This is a genomic window from Microbacterium sp. A93 (assembly GCF_051842835.1).
Genome location: NZ_JBPXMT010000002.1, coordinates 129,361 through 148,493 on the forward strand (window position 1 = coordinate 129,361; position 19,133 = coordinate 148,493).

Genomic DNA, 19,133 nt, shown 5'->3' on the forward strand with positions numbered 1-19,133 from the left:
TCTGCACTGAATTATCCTTGATTCGATCCATATCAGCCGTGACTAACTGGCTCGACGTCCCTTGGGAAATGACACGCCACCTGTCGCCCATCTCCGTGGTCTTGGAGGGGAGGCTCCACTTGGGCGCACAACTCCTGAGCCATCGGACACCTGGTTCTGAATCGACAACCCGAAGGCGGATCCAAAGGTGAGGGGAGCTGACCACTTAGGCGAGGCTTCGCTGTCACATCCACCTGCGGATCGGCCACCGGGACAGCGTCGATCAGCGCCTTGGTGTAATGGTGCCGGGGCGAGTCGTAGATGAGGTCAGCGTCCCCAATCTCCACGATCTTGCCCAGATACATCACGGCGATCCGATCGCTGATGCTTCGGACGACGGTCAGGTCATGGGAGACGAACAGCACCGTCAGCTGGCGTTCAATCTTCAGGCGTTCCAACAGGTTGATGACCTGTGCCTGGACGGAGACGTCGAGGGCCGAGACTGGCTCGTCACATACCAAGATCTTGGGTTCCAGGACCATAGCCCGGGCGATGGCCACACGTTGCGCCTGGCCGCCGGACAGCTGGAATGCCTGCTTGTTCCCGTGAACGGCGGGGTCCACGCCGACATCCCGCAGGGCACGGTCCACACGATCAGAGATCTCATTCTTGGGGTATCGGTGGACCTCCAGACCAGCCGCTACGGATTCCCACACCGTGCGCCGCGGGTTGAGCGACGCGATCGGGTCCTGCAGGATGATCTGTACCCTCTGACGAATCGAGCCCATCTGTCTCGGGCGAAGGCTGGTGACGTCTGTGCCGTCGATGGTGACGGTTCCGCTCCGGCTGTCAATCAACCGCGTCACTGCCTTAGCAGTGGTGGATTTACCGCATCCAGACTCGCCGACAAGGCCAAGCGTCTCCCCTTCCTTGATCCCGAAGGAGATACCGCTGACGGCATGCACTGTGCCGCCCCTGACCTTGAAGGAACACACCAGGTCCTCAACGGAAACCAAGTCGTCCTGGCCGAACTCCGAAGCCTCGAACACCGGGTTCGTCGGCGGCTCTTGGGCATTGAATCCTTCCACCGGGACAAAGCAGGAAAACTTGTGGCCCTGACCGGGCCCCTCGGTCATCTGTGGCCTTTCCTGCGTGCACAGGTCGATCTCAGCCGGACAGCGGCCGGCAAACCGGCAGGCGTTTGGACTGCCCAGTGGGTCCGGGGGTGTACCGACCAAGGTTGGAAGCTGCGAGTGCCGCGGCTGGTCGGCCCGCGGGAGGGATTCCAACAAGGCCTTGGAGTATTGGTGCTTCGGTTGCTCGAAGAGGTCTTTGGTAGAGGCCAATTCGACCAGCCGGCCGGCGTACATCACGGCAATACGATCCGTGCGGCCGGCCACGACTCCCAAGTCGTGGCTGACGATGATCAGGGACATGCCTCGCTTGCGCTGGATCTCCTGAAGAAGGTCCAGGATCTGCTGCTGGATCGTCACATCCAGTGCCGTGGTGGCTTCATCGGCAATGAGGATGTCCGGCTCACAGGCCAGCGCCATAGCGATGGCCACACGCTGCCTCATCCCGCCCGAGAGTTGGTGGGGGAAGGCCTCGATACGGCTGGCCGGCTCCGGGATTCCGACCAGATCCAACAGGTCCAGGACCCGCTCTCTAGTCTCCTTGTGGCTCAGCCCCAGGTGCTTTCGCGCATGCTCGCCGACCTGACGCCCGATCTTCACTACCGGGTTCAGTGATGTCAACGAGTCTTGAAAGACCATGGCAATCCGCTTGCCCCACACATCCACGTGGCGCCCTTCGGCCAGCTGTACCCCGTCGAAATCGATGCTGCCAGCCAGACGGGCGCTATCGGGCGAGATGCCCATAATGGTCCGCACCAGCATGGACTTGCCCGATCCGGACTCTCCCACCAGACCCAGGGTCTGCCCGCCCTCCAAATCGAGGTCGATACCGTCCAAGGGCCAGATGGTCCCCCGAGGCGTATCGATCTGGACTGAGAGGCCTCTGATAGACAGACTCCCGGGACGTTTCGGTGCCTCCATGGTCGCTCCTGGTGCGGTGCTTGTAACGGTCACAGCTGTCCACTCCGTCCTTCTGCTTTGTTTCTTAAGTGGTCACCGATTTGGTTCAGGGAGAACACCGTCACAACGAGGAAAATGGATGGAACCAACACCAGATAGGCACGCGTGCGGATACTGGCGAACCCCGTGGCGATGTCTCCCCCCCAGCTCGGACGGGGCGGGGGCATGCCTACCCCAAGAAAATCAAGGGCAGCCAGGGCCACCATGAAAGTACCGACCATGATGAACCCGAACGCCGCCAGGGAGAACAGGATGTTCGGCAGGATCTCGCGCAAGATGATACGACCGCCCGACATGCCCAGAGCTCGGGCCGCGGACACATAGTCGCGAGCCAGATGGGAGTTGGTGTTCGAGTAGGCGATCCTCATGCTGGCGGGGAGAGTGAGCACACCGAGGATGATGGACAGACTCATCACGGATGGGGGAATGATGGTGGCCGTGGCCAGAAGCAGGACCAGACCGGGGAAGGCCAGAATCGAGTCGCTGACCAAGTTGATGACTCTGGCGCTCCACCCCTTGTAGTAGGCCGCGGCCATGCCGAGCAGGGCGCCAATCACCAAGCCGATAGTGGTTCCCATAAAGGCCACCAGCAGCGAGAGCTGGGCGCCGTAGATCATTCGCGACAGGATTGACCGGCCAATGGTGTCAGTACCGAGGATGGCAGCGCCTCCGTCGACGAAGGGGGCCTGCGCCGATCCGGCAATAGCCTGCTCATAGCCGGGCATGGGAAGCAGTGGCGCAAGGAGGGCCCCCCCAACGATCAGAACGGCCCAGACGGCGCACAAGGCTGTGAGGATCGGGATCTTCTTGCCACGGCGCCGGGTTTCTGCTTTCCGACCGGCTTTCACCAGCCGCGGGGCGATTCCCGCTTTCACTTCGATGTCTGTCATGATGCCTGAATCCTCGGATCAATAAGAGTCTGAATGAAGTCCACGGCGGCGTTCGTCAGGATGTAGATCAGGGCGATGACCAGCACCAGCCCCTGCACGACCGGAAGGTCCCCCTTGGTGACGGCGTTGACCATGGAGGACCCCAGACCGGGGAGCCGGAAGATTGATTCCGCGAGCACAGCGCCGGTGATGAGCATGCCCACGGACAGCCCGAGCATGGTCACGACGGTCGTAAGAGACGGACGAAGGGCATGTCGGACCAGGATGTACCGAGTGCTCAACCCTTTGGATTTTGCGGTAAGGATAAAGTCCTGCTGCAGCGTGGTGATCATGTCACTGCGCAGCAGGCGGTAGAAGGTTGCCATAGGCGTCAAAGCAATGGCGAGGGCCGGCAGGAAGAACGACCGTACGGAGGCTAGGACGTCTTCCGTGAGTGGAACCCACCCGCTGACGGGGAACCATCCGAGACCCACAGAGAAGACGAGCAGCAACAACAGGGCCAAGACGAACGACGGTATCGCGATGAAGAACGACGACGCAGCGTTGCAGATGGTATCCAACAGTTTGCCCGGATGACGTGCTGCGTAGGCCGCCAACGGGACTGCGACGATCATCGCCATGAAGAGCGACAAGAAGATGAGCGTGAACGTCACTTCCATGCCGTTGGAGATGGTCTGTGTCACGGGTGCCCGGTTCAGTAGCGACTGACCAAGGTCGCCCTGCAGTGCGTTTCCGACCCAGGTGGCGTACTGGATGATCGCCGGTTGGTCCAGGCCGAGTTGTGCCTCCATGGTGGCGATCTGCTCGGCCGTGGCGTTCGGCCCGAGGACCTGGGAGGCCGCATTGCTGCTCCGGGAGAGCAGTACTGTCACACTGAAGGTCACGATCATGAGCACCAGCAACAAGTGCCCGACCTTCCTCGACACCGCCCCAAGCCGCCACCTCCACGCGGAACGGGCACTCTTTGGCGATGTCTTATTCGCCGCGGAATCACCTGCGGGCGGCGCCACCTGAGACGGCGCTAGATTCAAGATTTCTGCCAAGGTATCTCAGCCTCCTCAAGAGACAACTTCCAGCTGGTCTCCCCGGTGGCCACCCGATCTCGGTATGGCCTGCTTGAGACATCCATGAAGAGTCCTGCGAGGGGATTTTTAGGACAAATAGACGACGGTGGACGTCCAACCATGACTCGACCAATGGTGGTCTGAGTCACATGCTAGGCAGGGGATTCTGGCGCCTAGGCTGACTTCCACGAGATGGAACCGTTAGTCCCGGCCCAACCACCGCAAGGCGTTGCGCGAGCTGATATCAGCCCACTGGTCTGCGGGCAGATCCATGTCCTTCAGGGTCTTCGCCACCGGGTCCTCCCGCAGCATGGCGGGGAAATCAGAGCCCACCAGCAGCCGGTCGGCCCCCAGCAGATCGATGAGGTAACGGATGGTCCGATGGTCGAAGACCATGGAGTCGTAGTAGAACCGCCGCGCGATCTCCAGGGGTGAGGGGCCGTCGTCGGGCATCACCGCCCGTTCCAGGTCCACCGGACCCTCGTTCCAGGCCCCGCCCCAGAAGTAGTTGGCGCGGGGCAGCATCATGGCGAACCCGCCGGCGGCGTGCGAGAAGGACAGGCGCAGGTCCGGGCAGGCGGCGGCCGTTCCGCCCAGCACCATGGAGGCGGCCGCGAACATGCCCTCGACCCCCACCACGTAGGTGCCCATGGCGGCGGCGGGCAGCCGGGACATGGGTGAGGGCATGGCGTGGACGAACACGGACAGGCCCAGACGCTCGGCCTCCTGGAAGAATCCGAGGAACCTCTCGTGGCCGATCGAGTCGCCCAGGATGTTGGAGGCGATCTCGACGCCGGCCAGGCCGCGTTTCTGGATGGCCGCCAGTTCCGCGGTGGCCGCGTCCGGGTCCTGCAGCGGCACCATACCCAGGCCGGCGAACCGGTCGGGGGCGTGCTCACAGAGTTCGGCCGTGACGTCGTTGACGTGCTGCGCCAGGGCGAGGCCGTCCGCGGGCGGGAGGTCGTACTTCAGCAGCGGCGGCATGGGGCTGATCACCTCGAGGTCCACGCCGGAGGCATCCTGCGCCTCGATCCGCCGTTCCGCGGTGAAGAACACGTCCTTGGCCCGGAACCGCATCTCGCCGAAGACCAGCGTGCGGTCGGTGGAACCGGTCACCGCCTCCATGGAGGGGAAGCAGTCGGGGGCGTGGTCCGGGTAGTGGCCCGGCAGCAGGTGGGCGTGGGCATCGATGAGCATGGGTGTCCTTGTCTGAGGGCGGTGGTTCCAGCGGGTGAGGCCGGTTCAGGCGGTGCGGCCGAGGTGGGGCTGGACGGTGATGTGGATGGCGCTGCGGTCTTCCCGTTCGCCGGCCAGCGTCTCGATCGCCTCGGCGACCTGATCCAGTCCGAAAGTGTGCGTGTGGAGCCTCTGAAGCGGGAAGCGCCCGGACTCCAGCAGCGCGATGGCCTTCTCGTTGGCCGCCGCGTCCACGCCGAAGGCCCCGCGGACGGTGAGTCCGCGGTTGATCAGCAGGTCGGTCTTCAGGGGGATCTCGCGGCCGCCCTTGAGTCCGGCCAGCACGACCCGGCCCCCGTGGCGGACCACGGTGAGGGCCTCGGTGACGGGGCCGGCGGCCATGGGCGTCAGGTCCAGGGAGACATCGGCCATCCGGCCACCGGTGATCTCGGTGACCGCCTCGACGATGTCCCGGCCCTCCGGCCCGTCCACCACCACCGTGTGGTCGGCGCCGAGTTCCGCCGCGATGGCCAGCTTGTGCCGGTCCGCCTCCAGGCCGGTGATGATGATGGTCCGGGCGCCGGCGGCCTTCGCCGCCATCACGGCGGCCAGGCCGCGCTGGCCCGCGCCGAGGATCACGATGGTGTCCCCCAGCCCGACCTCCCCGAGGTCCACGGCCCACCGGACGCCGGCCCCCAGAGGGTTGTACATGGCCGCGATGTCGATCGGCAGGGACGGGTCGATCTTGTGCATCACCGCATTGGGTGCCAGATACAGGTACTCGGCAAAGCCGCCGTAGAGGGACGGCTCCGTGTCCACGGGCGTCACGCCGTGGCCGTTCTGCTTGTTGCGGCAGGCCTGATAACGGCCCACGAGGCAGTCGGCGCAGGAACGGCAGGGCACGATCACCTCCAGGGCCACGCGGTCCCCCACCGTCACCCCCCAGCGCTCGGCGGCGCGTTCACCGATCTCCACGATGATGCCCAGGGGCTCGTGCCCCGGGATGAAGGGGGCGGCCGCCTTGCCGTGGAGGTGACCACGGTAGATCTCCACGTCCGAGCCGCAGATGCCGTTGGCCTCCACCCGCAGCAGGCCGTCGTCCGGACCGATGACGGGCCGCGGGAACTCGCGGACCTCCATGGTGCGGGGGCCGGTCTGGACGGCCGCCCGGACGGTGTCCGGGAGGTTCTCGTGCAGACGCCGGGTCCCCGCAGTGGTGGTGGTCGCGGTCTCAGTGGCTGTCGTCGTGGTCGTCATTCATCGTCCTTTGGTGGTGATGGCCACGGGCTGTCCGGACCAGTCGGCGAAGTACCGCACCACCATGGAGATCCCCGCATTGCGGGACCCGGCCACCGCCACGATCATGGAGGCGGGGTCGGCGATGGTGCGTTGGAAGTGTTCGGGCTCGGCGTTGTCCCCGGGGAACCGCACGCCCTCGGCGGAGTGGTCCTTGCCCACCGCGGCCAGCTGGCCGGTGGTGCGCCCGGAGTGTTCGGCCAGCCAGGCCGCCACATCCGCCCGGGAGAATCCCGCCCGGGCCAGCAGGTTGGCGTGCTCGGGGCAGAGCACCACCCCGGCCATGGCGTTCTTGAAGATCCACGGGCCGGAGCGGCCGATCGTGTCGGCGAAGTCGGCGAGCAGCTGCTCCGGGTCCGCGGTGTGCCGGTTGTCCACGAACTCACTGGTGCGCAGCAGGGTGGAGGTCACGGCGTTGCCGGCCACCCCCAGGTCTTCGGCGAGCGGCGCCCAAGGGCTCTCCTCCTCGTTCTCGGCCAGGCAGATGGACCAGCGTCCGGGCAGGCCCTGGGTGGCCTGCTCCAGTTCGTGCGGGCGGATCCCGTAGGCGTTGCGGACGGTGAGGCCGATGGCCCGGGCCACGGTGGCGTTGGCCCGGAATCCCGGGCCGAACACCCCGCCCGTACTGTTGAATCCCAGTTCCTCACGGATCGGCCCGTTGACGATGATCAGGGGTGCAGGGCCCGAGGTGGACTGCCAGCCACCGCCGGCCGTGGTCCGCTCGGCGGCGAGTGCCGCCCAGGCGGCCAGGACCACCGGGAAGTACTCCGGCCGGCAGCCGGCCATGGCCGCGTTGATGGCCAGCAGCTCCACGGTGACCGTGCGGTCCACCTGTTTGAGGTGGCTGAGGGCCTCATCTGCCGGGCGGCCGCCAGCCGCCAGGAACCGGTCCAGCAGGTCCTGGGTGGCGGGCACCAGCGGCAGCCCGTCCGACCAGCCTTGCTCATAGGCGTATTCGATGGCCTGCTGGGCCGCCACGGGATCCAGTACGCGGGCGTCTGCCTCTGTCCGGGCCGCGGTCATGCGCCGGATCCCGTCAGCGTGGCTACGATCTGCGGCAGCAGCTTCCGGGCCCGGGCCTGGACCTCGTCCTCGGTCAGCACGGCCATGGGGTGCTCCGTGCGGATCCACTCGTAGTCCGGAGCACCCTGCACCCCGGCCATGGTCCGCCCGGTGACGTCGAAGGCATCCGTCAGCACCACGGCGGCCGGCAGCCCGGCGCGTTCGAAGTTGATCCCGTCCGCCACGGCGGCCGCGCTGCACGAGCCGCAGTCCCCCACCCCGGTGACCACCACGTCACTGGCCTGCCGGTACCGGGAGATGATCTCCTCGTCCACGGGGATGGAGAAGTTCTTCTTCGTCTCCACGATCCCCACGGAGGCCGCTCCGTGCTCGGCCACGAGCAGCTCACCCACGGCCCGCAGGAACAGCAGGGCATTGTGCTTGGTGTTGTCCAGCAACCCGATCCGGGCCCCGGACAACGACGTCGGCCGGCCAGCGAGCGCGGTGGCCGCCTCGGCCTGTGGTCCCCGGCCGGTCGGGTCCAGGATCATCTGCGTCATGATGTCTCTCCTCTTCTCGTCCCGGACTCAGTGCTCGTGGACGATGATGCCGCGGATGTTGCGGCCGGCGAGCAGGTCCTCGTAGGCCGTGTTCACCTCGTCCAGGGTGTACTTGCGGGTGATGAGCTCCTCCAGCTTGAGATCCCCGGAGCGGTACAGCCCGAGCAGCTTCGGGATGTCGTACAGCGGGTTGCAGTCGCCGAAGAGCGCACCACGGATCTGGCGCTGGTAGCTGATGAGCATCCCGGCGTGGATGGTCACGGCCTGCTCGTTGAGGTGACCCACCGAGGTGATCGTGAGCTTGCCGCCCTTGCCGACCATCGCGATACCGGCGTTGGCCATCTCCTGGGTCACCACGTCGGCGGTGATGATCACCTTGTCCGCCAGCTGGCCCCAGGTGGTCTCCACCACGAAGTCGTGGGCCTCCTGGGCGGTGGCGAAGGCGTGGGTCGCCCCGAACAGCTCGAGCGCCGAGTCCCGCTTGAAGGCCACGGGGTCCACGACCACCACGTTCTTGGCCCCGGCGTAGCGGGCACCCTGCACGGCGTTGGAGCCCACTCCCCCGGCGCCGAAGATCACCACGGTGTCCCCGGCCCGGACCTCGGCGGCGTAGACGGCGGAGCCCCACCCGGTGGGGACCCCGCAGCCCACGAGGGAGCCGAGCTCGAACGGGATGTCGTCCGGCAGCGGAATGGCCGCGTACTCGGAGATCACGGTGTATTGGGAGAAGGTGCCGAGGGTGCAGAAGCCACCCACGTCCTCGCCCGTCTCATCGTGGAACCGGAAGGTGTCATCCAGGAACATGCCGGTGCCGGCGTTCAGGCCCTTGACGCACATGTTCTGATGCCCGGTGGAGCAGGGTCGGCAATAGCCGCAGGCCGGGATGTAGGCACAGATCACGCGGTCTCCGGCCTTGACGCGGGTGACGCTCGGTCCCACCGACTCCACCACGCCGGCGCCCTCATGGCCGCCGACGATGGGGAACCGGACCGGGGCGTCCCCGGCGGTGATGTGGTGGTCCGAGTGGCACAGGCCGGAGGCGTAGAGCTTGACGCGGACCTCGTGGTCTTTGGGCGGGTCCACCGTCAGGTCGGTGAGCTGCCAGCCCTCGTGGGGGCCCCGGGCGACGGCGGCCCGCGTGGTGAGGGTCTGGAGCGCGGCTGGATCGGTGGGTCGGGCTGCTGCGCTGGGGGTGGTGATGGCCATGGTGATGGTCTGCCTTTCGGTTCAGTTGCCCGGGCGCGTGGCGCCCCGCATCGAGACGGTCTTGGTCTGTGTCCAGTTCAGGACGGAGTCAGCGCCCATGGTCCGGCCGAAGCCGCTGGACTTGTAGCCGCCGAAGGGTCCGCCGATGACGCCGGCGCCCAGGGCGTTGTTCACACCGACCTGTCCGGCCTGCAGGGCCCGGGACATCCGCACCGCGGTGCCCACATCCTCAGTCCACACGGAGGCGACCAGGCCGTAGTCCACGCCGTTGGCCACCGCGATGGCCTCCTGCTCGTCATCCACGGGGATGACGGAGAGGACGGGGCCGAAGATCTCCTCCTGGGCGATCGTCATGTCCGGAGACACGTTGTCGAAGAGGGTCGGGTTCACGAAGAACCCGTCCTCATAGTCGCTGCCGGAGGGGGCGTCCCCGCCGATGACGAGGTCTGCCCCGCCGGCACGGCCGGCCTCGATATAGCCCATCACCCGTTCGTGCTGCTTGCCGTTGATCAGCGGGCCCATGTTCACCTGCTGGTGCCAGGGACCCACCGTGACCTTCTGCATGGCGGCGGCCAGGCGTTCCACCACCTCCTGATGCACACTGCGGTGGACCACCACGCGGGAGCCGGCCGCACAGATCTGCCCGGTGTTCAGGGTGATGCCGGTGGCGATGGCCTGCGCGGCCGTGGCGAGGTCCGCATCCGGGAAGATCACCTGCGGCGATTTGCCGCCGAGTTCCAGGTGGAGCGGGATGAGGTTCTTGGCGCAGGCCTCCATCACGGTGGATCCGGTGGCCGGTGAGCCGGTGAAACCGATGCGGCGGATGCCGGGGTGGCTCGGGATGGCGGCGCCGGCCTCGGCACCGAGGCCGGTGACCACGTTGATCACGCCGGCCGGGATCCCGGCGTCCATGGCCAGCCGGGCGATCGCCAGGGGCGCCAGCGGGGCGTCCTCGGCCGGCTTGATGACGATCGTGTTCCCGGCGGCGATGGCGGCGGCCACCTCGTTGGTGAACATCGGCCCGGGGGCGTTCCAGGGGATGATGGCGCCGACCACGCCGTAGGGCTCACGCAGGGTGAAGCCGAGGACGTCCGGCGAGTACGTCGGCAGGGACAGGCCGTGGACCTTGTCGGCCTGGCCGGCGATGAACCGGATCATCCCGGCCAGCGGCGAAGGGCCCCAGTGGGGGCGCCCGACGTCCCGGGATTCCAGCTGGTCCAGGACCTGGGCGTGCTCCTCCACGAGGGCGGCCCAGCGGAACAGCAGTCCGGCACGGGCCGTGGCATTGGTGTCCCGCCACCCCGGCAGGGCCTTCTCGGCGGCCTGCACGGCGGCGTCCACGTCCGCGGCACCGCCTCGGGGGATGCGGCTGAGGAGTTGGCGGTTGGCGGGGTTGATGACCTCGAGGGTCTCGCCGGAGGCGGCGGGGACCCACTCGCCACCGATCAGCTGGACGTTCTCCGTCAGTAGGGGCGTGTCCAGGGTGGCCTGGGGGTCGATCACTGCAGTCATGGTGTTCTCTTCCGTCAGTTGGTGGCGCGGCCTGGCTCAGTGTTCGATGGTGATGATGCCGCGGATGTTCTTGCCGTCGAGCATGTCCTGGTAGCCCTGGTTGACCGTCTCCATGGTGTAGCGGTTGGTGATCAGCTCATCGAGCTTGAGCTTGCCGGCCTGGTACATGCCGATCAGCCGGGGGACGTCATGCAGCGGGTTGCAGCCGCCGAAGATGGCACCCTGGATGCGGCGCTGGTAGCCGATCAGCATGCCGGGGTGTTCCCGGATGGTGCCGTTGCCCACGGCCGTGATGGTGACCTGACCGGATTTGCCGACGATGCTGATGGCGTCGTGGATGACCTCGTCATGCAGGGTGCCGACCGTGATGATGGCGTGGTTGGCCAGTTCGCCCCAGGTGGCCTCGGTGACGAACTCCGTGGCCTCCTGGGCGGTGGCGAAGACGTGGGTGGCGCCGAACTCCAAGGCCTTGTCCCGCTTGAACTGCACCGGGTCCACCACCACCACGCGGGTGGCGCCAGCGAGGGCGGCGCCCTGCACGGCGTTCATGCCGACGCCGCCGGCCCCGAAGATGACCGCGGTCTGGCCCACCTCGACGCCGGCGGCGTGCACGGCCGAGCCCCAGCCGGTGGGCACCCCGCAGCCGACCAGGCAGGCCACGTCGAAGGGCAGGTCCTTCGGGATCGGGATCACGGAGTACTCGGAGACCACCGTGTACTGGGAGAAGGTCCCCAGCACGCAGAGTCCGCCGAAGTCCACGCCGTCCTGGTGGAACCGGAAGGTCCCGTCCGGGAACTCGCCGGTGGCGGCGTTCTTCCCGGAATCGCACAGGTTCTGCTGCCCGGTGGAGCAGTAGCGGCAGGAGCCGCAGGCGGGGATGAAGGAGCAGACCACGTGGTCACCCACCTGCACCCGGGTCACGCCGTCTCCCACGGCGTCGATGATGCCGGCGCCCTCGTGTCCGCCGACCACGGGCATCCGCATGGGTGCGTCACCCTTCTGGATGTGGTCATCGGAATGGCACATGCCGGCGGCCATCATCTTGATGCGGACCTCGTTGGCCTTCGGCTCGTCCAAGTCGAGCTCGGTGACTTCCCAAGGCTGTCCGGGCTCACGGCAGACGACCGCTTGAGTCTTCATGCTCATGGGGACCCCTTTCTGGCAGGTGGTGCCATGGATCAGGCACCGGTGGCGGGTTGGGCGCATCACCGGTTCAGGACCCGGTGGTGCAGCTGACTCCACCGTGCTCCGTCCGCTCCGCCGTGGCCATGGGCTTTCCATGGCACGGAAGCATTCGACGTGATCGGGCTCACTTTCCAGCCGGCGTGACGGTCATCACGATCAGGTCTTCTACGGTGCGGAAACCGGGGCGCCCCGGCCTGCGCCCCGGGATTGACTACTGGGTGACCGCAGCACCCGAGATCAAGGACGCACCGTGATGAACAAGTTCCGCACCGACCTCCTGGAGGAGTTGGACGCAGTCTGGGACGGCGCTTCGATCGCCGTGGGCGGCTTCGGCAGCTCCGGCCGCCCCGACGCGCTGCTCAACGGGCTCTGCGAGCTGGGCAAGTCGGACCTGCACCTCTACGTGAACAACGTGGGGGATGACTTCACCGGCATCGGCCGCCTCGTCATGGAGGGCCGGGTCCGGCGCCTGACCGCGTCCTTCCCGGTGCTGCCCGAGTTCTACGACGAGTACTTCGCCGGCCGGGTGGAACTCGAACTGATCCCGCAGGGCACCCTGGCGGAACGCATGCGGGCCGGCGGCGCCGGCATCGCCGCCTTCTTCACCCCCTCGGGAGGCGGGACGATGCTCGCGGACGGGACCTTTCCGGCGTCGTACTCCGACGGGGCCCCGGACCAGCTGCTGCCCGCCAAGGAGGAGCGTGACTTCGGTGGCCGCACCCACGTCCTCGAGTACGGCATCACGGCGGACTTCGGTCTCGTCAAGGCCCAGCAGGCCGATCCGAAGGGCAACCTCCGCTTCCACCTCTCGGCCCGGAACTTCAATCCCGCAGCCGCCATGTCCGGCCGCACCACCTTCGTGGAGGTCGAGCGGCTGGTCGAGGCCGGGGACCTGGATCCGGATGACATCCACCTGCCCGCGGTCTTCGTGGACCACGTGGTGATGACCGCTGAACCCATCCCGGCCGACCTGCCCCGGCGGGCCGCCGCTCTGACGAAGGGCTGACCCATGTCCACCACCGAAACCGAACTTCCCCGGCTGGCCGGGCGCACCCGGGACGAGATCGCCCAGAGGCTCGCCGCCGACCTCGTGGACGGCTACACCGTCAACCTCGGGGTGGGTATCCCCCTGGCCGTCCCGCAGCACATCCCCGAAGGCCTGGAGGTCTTCCTCCACTCGGAGAACGGCATCCTCGGTTTGGGGCCGGCCCCCGAACCCGGGACCGAGGACCCCGATCTGACGAATGCCGGAAAGGTCCCCGCCAGCATCCTTCCCGGCGGGGCGATCGTGGATTCCGCCCTGTCCTTCGCCATCATCCGCGGCGGGCATCTGGACGTGACCATCCTCGGAGCACTCCAGGTCTCCGAGACCGGGGATCTGGCCAATTGGTATGTCCCCGGGCGCAACCCGGCCGTGGGCGGTGCCATGGATCTCGTGGCCGGGACCCCCCAGGTGTGGATCTGCATGGAGCACGTGGACCGCCGCGGACAGCCCAAGCTGGTGCCCGAGTGCACCTTCCCCCTGACCGGCCGTGGGGTGGTGACCCGGGTCTACACCGATCTGGCGGTCTTCCACGTCCTGGACGGCCGGCTCACGCTGGTCGAGTGCGCGCCCGGGATCACGCCGGAGGACGTCCGGGCGCGCACAGCGGCGGACTACCTCGACGCAGTGCCGGCATGAGCCCCAGAACGACGCCGGCCACCTCCCCCGCGTCCGGCTCGCCTTCCCTGCGTCGTTGGCAGGACCTGGCGGCGATCGACGTCCACGTGCACGTGCACCGCTCGGTGCATGACACGGCCGGACCCGTGGAGTCCGGCGAACAGATGGGCGAGTACTTCGGCATCGGCACCATGCACGGCTACACGGTCCCGGAGCTGGCTGCGCACTACCGTCAACGCCAGATGGCCGCCGTGGTCTTCACGGTGGACTCGGTCTCGGCCACGGGAGAGGAACCGGTCCCCGGTAATCGCGAGATCGCCGAACAGGCCGCAGAACACCCGGACGTCCTGGTGCCGTTCGCCAGCATCGACCCGGCCCGCGGCGCCGCGGGGGTCCGCGAGGCGCGGGTCCTGGCGCGGGACTACGGGGTGCGCGGGTTCAAGTTCCACCCCGGGGTGCAGGGCTTCCATCCGGATGACCGCCGCGCCTACCCGCTCTACGAGGTGATCCAGGAGTTCGGGTTGATCGCGTTGTTCCACACCGGCCAGACCGGGGTGGGAGCCGGCTCCCGGGGCGGCGGCGGGGTACGTCTGAAATACTCCAATCCGCTGCCGATCGACGACGTGGCCGCGGACTTCCCGGACCTGGACATCATCATGGCCCACCCCTCCTTCCCGTGGCAGGACGAGGCGCTGTCCATCGCCCTGCACAAGCCCCGGGTCTACATCGACCTCTCCGGGTGGTCACCGAAGTACTTCCCGGCGCAGCTGGTGCAGTACGCGGACACCCTGCTCAAGCACAAGATGCTCTTCGGCTCCGACTTCCCCGTCATCTCGCCGGAGAAGTGGATGGAGGAGTTCGCCAAGTTGCCCCTCCGGGATGCCGTGCGCCCGCTCATCCTGCGCGAGAACGCGGCCCGGCTGCTCGGGCTGCCCACTGACACCGACACTGATACCGACACCGACACCGACACCGAGGAGAACTGACCATGAGGGATCTGGCCGGACGCGTCGCCGTCATCACCGGAGGCAGCAGTGGGATCGGCCGGGGCATCGCCCTGGCCTGTGCCCGAGCAGGGATGATCGTCTATGTCACGGGCCGCAGTGCGGACCATCTGGCCGAGACCCAGGAGGAGTTCGCCGCCCACGGCCTGGAGGTCGCCACCCTGCCGGTGGACGTGACGGACCTGACGGCCATGCGGGAGGCAGCAGCGCGGATCGAGGCGGAGCAGGGGCGCGTGGACCTGCTCGTGAACAACGCCGGGATCGGTCTGACCGGCCCCGTGGCCGCGGCCAGTGACGCCGACTGGAACTGGGTGATCGACGTCAACATCAAGGGCGTCGCCCACGGGATCCAGGCGTTCCTGCCCGCCCTGCGGCGGCACGGGGCGGGAGCCCACATCGTCAACACCTCGTCCATGGCCGGGCTGATGCCCGTGGTGGCAGGGCTGTACTCCATGTCCAAGGCCGCCGTGATCGCCCTCTCCGAGGCGTTGCACATCGAGTTGCTCCCAGAGAACATCGGGGTCTCGGCGTACTGCCCCGGCCCCACCCACTCGAATATCGCCTCCTCGGTGGCCAAGCGCCCCCAGGAATACGGTCCTTCCGGTTACACGGCACCCGGCCCCGAGGCCACCGCCTTCCAGCGCACACAGCCCTACATGAGTGCCGAGGAGGCCGGCGAGCGCGTCCTGGAGGGGGTGCGGCGCGGGGACATGTTCATCCTGACCCATCCGGAGTTCAAGGACGGCCTGGTGCAGCGGCACCGGGCCATCGAGGAGTCCTTCCCCGAGGAGCCCCTCAACGAGGAGCGGCGGGACGCCATCCCCTTCCTGCTCTCATCCGGCGTCTACGAACAGGCCAACCGGCCGCCGTCGCCGGTCTTCTCGCCGACGAGCTGACGAACTGACGAACAGGGAGGCCGGCCCCGGGCCGGCCTCCCTCTCAGTACCCATCCGGACCCTTCAGTGCGATCAGTCCCGGGCGGGGGGCTGACGCAGCGGGAAGGCGCTCAGCCCACCACCGTCGATGGGGACCGCCTGTCCGGTCACATAGCCGGCGTCCGGGGAGGTCAGGTAGGACACCAGGGAGGCGATGTCCGCGGGCCGGCCGACGCGTCCCACCGGGATGTTACGGCCACGCTGCGCCAACGTCTCGTCCACGTCCAGATCCGCGGACGGGTCCAGGATGGCCCGACTGGTGGCCACCAGCCCCGGGCACACGGCGTTGACCGTGATGCCCCACGGGCCCACGTCCATGGACAGCGCCCGGGTCAGTCCGATCACCGCGGCCTTGGAGGCCGAGTAGGCCACCGAGAACGGCGCGGCCGTCAGTCCGGCCATGGAGGAGATGTTGACGATCCGTCCGTACCGTGAGTCCCGCATCAGGGGCACGGCCGCACGGCACATGGCGTAGGTGCCGCGCACGTTGACGTCGATCAGCAGGTCGAAGGCCTCATCCGGGACGTCCTCCACGTCTCGCCGGTCAGCACCCTGGGGCGCGGCGGCGTTGTTGACCAGGATGTCCAGCCGGCCGAAGCGTTCCCGGACGGTGTCCATGACGGCGGCCACGTCCTCGCGGCGCGAGATGTCGCACAGGACGGCGATCGCCTCGGCCCCCTCCCGGCGCAGCTCCTCGGCGAACTCCTCCAACCCGCTGGTCGGCACCTGGCCGAGGGCGCGCTGGCGGTCATTGGCCACTCCGCGCGGCTCCCGGTCGGCGACCACCAGGGTGGCGCCCCGCGCAGCCAGCGCCCGCGCGATCCCCTGTCCCATGCCATCCGGCTTGCCGCAGCCGGTGACCACGGCCACCTGTCCGGCCAACGGCGCTGGTGCCCCATGAGTGCGGTTCTCTGTCATGGCGGGTCTTCCTCCTGCAGTATGCGGTCGATGTCATCAGAGAGGAATCTAGGCAGCCGGGTGGAGGCGGCGCAGCCGGATTCCCCCGGATGGAAGGCTGGTGCACCCCCCGCGGGTTCGGCCAAGCAGCCTTCCACGGGACGGAAATCCCCCGCTCCGCCCGGAGTACGCTTCCACGATGGAGGTCCAACAGAACCGACAGAGGAGTCCCGATGACCGAGGACACGGTCCCTTCCGTCCTGCTCCCGGTTCAACCACGGCCCGATAGAGGGCAACGCACCGCCGCCGGCCGGGTCCTGTCCGTCCTGGACGCCTTCGACGCGGAGCACCTCGAACTGACCCTCAGCGAGATCGGCCGCCGTTCCGGCCTCACCCTGAGTACCGCGCACCGACTGGTGGGGGAACTCCACGACTGGGGCGCCCTCGAGCGTCTTCCGGACGGGCGGTACACGGTGGGCCTGCGGGTCCTGGAACTGGGAACCCTGGAGCCGCAGATGCTGCAGCTGCGGGACGTCGCCCCGGCGTACCTCGCCGATCTCCAGTCCGCGGTGAACGCCAACGTGCACCTCTCCATCCGGGCCGGCCATGACGTGGTCTATCTGGAGTCCCTGCAGCGTCCCTCCGGGGCGCCGGTCCTGAGCCGGCTGGGGGGGCGCTGGCCCCTGCACGCCACCGCCACCGGCCTGGTGTTGCTGGCCTTCGCTCCCCCCGAGCTGGTGGACGAGGTCCTGGCGTCTCCGCTGAAGCGCTTCACCACGCGGACCATCACCGACCCCGAGGTCCTGCGCCGGCTCCTGGCGGAGGTACGCCGGACGGGGCGGTCCGAACTGCACGAAGCCATCACCCGGGGCGCCTTCGCCGTCGGTGTCCCCGTGCGCGGCCCCCTGGACCGGACGATCGCCGCCCTGAGCCTGACCCTCAAAGAGGATGGGCCGGTCACCGCGCACCAGGCGCTCCCCGCCCTGCACGCGACCGCCCAGGCCCTCTCCCGCGCGCTGGGCTCCACCTCCGCCGCGGGCCCACCACCCGGTCCGCGATCGGACTCATCCCAGGCCGCCGTCCGGACGTACCTCAGATGAGCCCCCACCCGGACGTGATCGTGGTGGGTGCCGGCGGCGCCGGCGCCCCGTTTGCCGCGCGGATCAGTGAGGATCCGGACTGCTCGGTCCTGGTGCTGGAGGCGGGCCCCGTCCCCACCGCCCCGGACGGTTTCCCGGCCGAGGTCCTGGACGCCACCGCCCTGCCCACGGTCAGCGGGCCCGGCCCGCATTCCTGGTGGTACCGCTCCCAGGTGGCCCCAGGACAGGATTACGACGTCGGCCGGGGCCAGGGTGCCGGCGGCTCCACCGCCGTGAACGGCGCCTACTTCGTCCGCCCCCGGATCACGGACCTGCGGCGCTGGGCTGCCGCCGGGAACCCCGAGTGGTCACCGGAGCGGGTGCTGCCGGTGCTGGCGCGACTGGAGCGGGACGTGCAGTTCGCGGGAACCCACGGCCACGGGGGCAGCGGCCCCGTCCCGGTCGATCGGAGGGCCTTCGCCCCCTCCTCCCTGGCCGCGGCCTTCGCAGCCGCCGCCACCGCCCAGGGCCACCAGGCCCTGCCCGATCTGAACGATGTGCACGCCCTGTCCGGACATGGGGAGCTGCCGCTGAACGTGCAGGAGGGCGTGCGCATGAACACCGGCCTGACCTACCTGCTCCCGGCCCTGAGCCGGCCCAACCTCACGGTCCGGGGGCAGTCCCTGGTCCGGCGGGTCCTCATCAGTGCCGGTCGGGCCACCGGGGTCGAGGTCGAGACCGAGGGCCGCCTCCACCGGATCCATGCCGGGGAGGTGGTCCTGGCCGCCGGAGCAGTCCGCTCCCCGCACCTGCTGATGCTCTCCGGCATCGGGCCGGCCGAGGACCTCTCTGCGGCCGGGGTCCGCCCCACGGTGGATTCCCCCGGTGTGGGGACCAACTTCTCCGACCACCCGGACCTCACCGTGATGGCCCCGCTGCGCCACCCCCTGCGTCCGGGAGTCCGGGATCCGCTGTTCTCCTGGGCCTTGAACTGGACGGCCCGCGGGCGTGAGGAGCCCACCACCTCCGAGGAGGGAGCCGGCGCGCTCGAGGTCTTGCCGATGCTGCGGCCCTTCTCCGTCCTGGCCGGCGGCCAGGAGGGCTCGGAGCTGCCGGTCATGGTGGCCCTGCAACGACCCATCGGTCGGGGACGGCTCTCCCTGGATCCCTCCGACCCTCAGGCCACACCGCAGGTCCACTATCGACATCTGGACCACGCCGTGGACCGGCGCCGGATGCGCGAAGGGCTCCGCACCGCTGTGGACCTGCTGGCCTCGGACCAGCTCGGCGAGTGGGTGGACACGGCGGGCTGGGAGCGTTCGGTGCTCGAGGAGGATCACCGCCTGGACGCGTGGATGCTCCGGCATCTGGGAACCGCGGTGCACCTGTCCGGCACCGCTCCGATGGGACCGTCGTCCGTCCCGGGAACGGTGACGGACCAATACGGCCGGGTCCACGGGGCGCGGGGACTGCGGGTCGTCGACACCTCGATCCTGCCGGACGTGCCCAGCCGAGGCCCGGCCGCCACCGCTGTCCTGTTGGGAGAGCACCTGGCCGCCCTCTGGCGGGAGAACAACGAAGCGGAGGAGTGAAGC

The 19,133-nt window shown here is 68.3% G+C and carries 17 protein-coding genes; 6 read left to right on the plus strand and 11 right to left on the minus strand.

What is annotated here, in order from left to right; genetic code table 11:
• Window positions 1-32: 32 nt before the first annotated feature.
• The 10 genes from ACSU1G_RS04875 to ACSU1G_RS04920 all read right to left on the minus strand — a co-directional run bounded on the left by ACSU1G_RS04875 (window position 33) and on the right by ACSU1G_RS04920 (window position 11,924).
• The gene (locus ACSU1G_RS04875; RefSeq protein ID WP_439278795.1) at window positions 33-2,033 is read right to left on the minus strand and encodes a dipeptide ABC transporter ATP-binding protein; all 2,001 of its coding nucleotides are present in this window, start codon (window positions 2,031-2,033) and stop codon (window positions 33-35) included.
• 29 nt (window positions 2,034-2,062) lie between these two features.
• The gene (locus tag ACSU1G_RS04880) at window positions 2,063-2,962 is read right to left on the minus strand and encodes an ABC transporter permease (protein ID WP_439278796.1); all 900 of its coding nucleotides are present in this window, start codon (window positions 2,960-2,962) and stop codon (window positions 2,063-2,065) included.
• Window positions 2,959-3,972, minus strand: a complete 1,014-nt coding sequence (locus ACSU1G_RS04885; protein WP_439279397.1) for an ABC transporter permease — start codon at window positions 3,970-3,972, stop codon at window positions 2,959-2,961. Before ACSU1G_RS04885 ends, ACSU1G_RS04880 begins: the two co-directional genes overlap by 4 nt.
• Window positions 3,973-4,227: 255 nt before the next feature.
• Window positions 4,228-5,223: an amidohydrolase family protein gene (locus ACSU1G_RS04890; protein WP_439278797.1), complete on the minus strand. Its 996-nt coding sequence runs from the start codon at window positions 5,221-5,223 to the stop codon at window positions 4,228-4,230.
• A gap of 45 nt (window positions 5,224-5,268) precedes the next feature.
• Complete coding sequence (locus ACSU1G_RS04895; protein WP_439278798.1) at window positions 5,269-6,459, minus strand: zinc-dependent alcohol dehydrogenase; 1,191 nt, start codon at window positions 6,457-6,459, stop codon at window positions 5,269-5,271.
• Entirely contained in the window at window positions 6,460-7,521 is a 1,062-nt protein-coding gene (locus ACSU1G_RS04900) for a hypothetical protein (protein WP_439278799.1), read from the minus strand.
• Window positions 7,518-8,060 carry a UGSC family (seleno)protein gene (locus ACSU1G_RS04905; RefSeq protein ID WP_439278800.1) on the minus strand — a complete coding sequence of 181 codons (543 nt, stop codon included), beginning with the start codon at window positions 8,058-8,060 and terminating at the stop codon, window positions 7,518-7,520. The genes ACSU1G_RS04900 and ACSU1G_RS04905 overlap by 4 nt, the downstream gene beginning before the upstream one ends.
• Before the next feature lie 27 nt (window positions 8,061-8,087).
• Window positions 8,088-9,266, minus strand: coding sequence for an NDMA-dependent alcohol dehydrogenase (locus ACSU1G_RS04910; RefSeq protein WP_439278801.1), 1,179 nt, complete (start codon window positions 9,264-9,266; stop codon window positions 8,088-8,090).
• A gap of 21 nt (window positions 9,267-9,287) precedes the next feature.
• Entirely contained in the window at window positions 9,288-10,778 is a 1,491-nt protein-coding gene (locus ACSU1G_RS04915; RefSeq protein ID WP_439278802.1) for an aldehyde dehydrogenase family protein, read from the minus strand.
• 36 nt (window positions 10,779-10,814) lie between these two features.
• Window positions 10,815-11,924 carry an NDMA-dependent alcohol dehydrogenase gene (locus tag ACSU1G_RS04920; RefSeq protein ID WP_439278803.1) on the minus strand — a complete coding sequence of 370 codons (1,110 nt, stop codon included), beginning with the start codon at window positions 11,922-11,924 and terminating at the stop codon, window positions 10,815-10,817.
• Between the two features lie 292 nt (window positions 11,925-12,216).
• On the opposite strand from ACSU1G_RS04920, the gene ACSU1G_RS04925 reads away from it, so the two are divergent.
• From ACSU1G_RS04925 to ACSU1G_RS04940, 4 genes are read left to right on the plus strand one after another with little or no spacing between them, the layout of a single operon-like run.
• Entirely contained in the window at window positions 12,217-12,969 is a 753-nt protein-coding gene (locus ACSU1G_RS04925; RefSeq protein WP_439279398.1) for a CoA transferase subunit A, read from the plus strand.
• 3 nt (window positions 12,970-12,972) lie between these two features.
• Window positions 12,973-13,644, plus strand: coding sequence for a 3-oxoacid CoA-transferase subunit B (locus tag ACSU1G_RS04930; RefSeq protein WP_439278804.1), 672 nt, complete (start codon window positions 12,973-12,975; stop codon window positions 13,642-13,644).
• Window positions 13,641-14,609, plus strand: coding sequence for an amidohydrolase family protein (locus ACSU1G_RS04935; protein ID WP_439278805.1), 969 nt, complete (start codon window positions 13,641-13,643; stop codon window positions 14,607-14,609). Before ACSU1G_RS04930 ends, ACSU1G_RS04935 begins: the two co-directional genes overlap by 4 nt.
• A gap of 2 nt (window positions 14,610-14,611) precedes the next feature.
• Window positions 14,612-15,523 carry an SDR family oxidoreductase gene (locus ACSU1G_RS04940; RefSeq protein ID WP_439278806.1) on the plus strand — a complete coding sequence of 304 codons (912 nt, stop codon included), beginning with the start codon at window positions 14,612-14,614 and terminating at the stop codon, window positions 15,521-15,523.
• A gap of 72 nt (window positions 15,524-15,595) precedes the next feature.
• Here the strand turns inward: ACSU1G_RS04940 and ACSU1G_RS04945 are convergent, their stop codons facing one another.
• Window positions 15,596-16,480: an SDR family NAD(P)-dependent oxidoreductase gene (locus ACSU1G_RS04945; RefSeq protein ID WP_439278807.1), complete on the minus strand. Its 885-nt coding sequence runs from the start codon at window positions 16,478-16,480 to the stop codon at window positions 15,596-15,598.
• Window positions 16,481-16,692: 212 nt separating this feature from the next.
• Between ACSU1G_RS04945 and ACSU1G_RS04950 the strand changes: the two genes are divergently transcribed.
• Window positions 16,693-17,559 carry an IclR family transcriptional regulator gene (locus tag ACSU1G_RS04950; protein WP_439278808.1) on the plus strand — a complete coding sequence of 289 codons (867 nt, stop codon included), beginning with the start codon at window positions 16,693-16,695 and terminating at the stop codon, window positions 17,557-17,559.
• Window positions 17,556-19,130 carry a mycofactocin dehydrogenase MftG gene (gene mftG, locus ACSU1G_RS04955; RefSeq protein ID WP_439278809.1) on the plus strand — a complete coding sequence of 525 codons (1,575 nt, stop codon included), beginning with the start codon at window positions 17,556-17,558 and terminating at the stop codon, window positions 19,128-19,130. Before ACSU1G_RS04950 ends, mftG begins: the two co-directional genes overlap by 4 nt.
• Window positions 19,131-19,133: the final 3 nt, after the last annotated feature.

Coding starts and splice junctions, on each gene's coding strand:
- ACSU1G_RS04890 (WP_439278797.1), bottom strand. CDS start 5,223: ATGCTCATCGATGCCCACGCCCACCTGCTGCCGGGCCACTACCCGGAC.
- ACSU1G_RS04945 (WP_439278807.1), bottom strand. CDS start 16,480: ATGACAGAGAACCGCACTCATGGGGCACCAGCGCCGTTGGCCGGACAG.
- ACSU1G_RS04915 (WP_439278802.1), bottom strand. CDS start 10,778: ATGACTGCAGTGATCGACCCCCAGGCCACCCTGGACACGCCCCTACTG.
- ACSU1G_RS04910 (WP_439278801.1), bottom strand. CDS start 9,266: ATGGCCATCACCACCCCCAGCGCAGCAGCCCGACCCACCGATCCAGCC.
- ACSU1G_RS04880 (WP_439278796.1), bottom strand. CDS start 2,962: ATGACAGACATCGAAGTGAAAGCGGGAATCGCCCCGCGGCTGGTGAAA.
- ACSU1G_RS04930 (WP_439278804.1), top strand. CDS start 12,973: ATGTCCACCACCGAAACCGAACTTCCCCGGCTGGCCGGGCGCACCCGG.
- mftG (WP_439278809.1), top strand. CDS start 17,556: ATGAGCCCCCACCCGGACGTGATCGTGGTGGGTGCCGGCGGCGCCGGC.
- ACSU1G_RS04875 (WP_439278795.1), bottom strand. CDS start 2,033: ATGGAGGCACCGAAACGTCCCGGGAGTCTGTCTATCAGAGGCCTCTCA.
- ACSU1G_RS04925 (WP_439279398.1), top strand. CDS start 12,217: ATGAACAAGTTCCGCACCGACCTCCTGGAGGAGTTGGACGCAGTCTGG.
- ACSU1G_RS04935 (WP_439278805.1), top strand. CDS start 13,641: ATGAGCCCCAGAACGACGCCGGCCACCTCCCCCGCGTCCGGCTCGCCT.
- ACSU1G_RS04900 (WP_439278799.1), bottom strand. CDS start 7,521: ATGACCGCGGCCCGGACAGAGGCAGACGCCCGCGTACTGGATCCCGTG.
- ACSU1G_RS04905 (WP_439278800.1), bottom strand. CDS start 8,060: ATGACGCAGATGATCCTGGACCCGACCGGCCGGGGACCACAGGCCGAG.
- ACSU1G_RS04895 (WP_439278798.1), bottom strand. CDS start 6,459: ATGACGACCACGACGACAGCCACTGAGACCGCGACCACCACCACTGCG.
- ACSU1G_RS04950 (WP_439278808.1), top strand. CDS start 16,693: ATGACCGAGGACACGGTCCCTTCCGTCCTGCTCCCGGTTCAACCACGG.
- ACSU1G_RS04940 (WP_439278806.1), top strand. CDS start 14,612: ATGAGGGATCTGGCCGGACGCGTCGCCGTCATCACCGGAGGCAGCAGT.
- ACSU1G_RS04920 (WP_439278803.1), bottom strand. CDS start 11,924: ATGAGCATGAAGACTCAAGCGGTCGTCTGCCGTGAGCCCGGACAGCCT.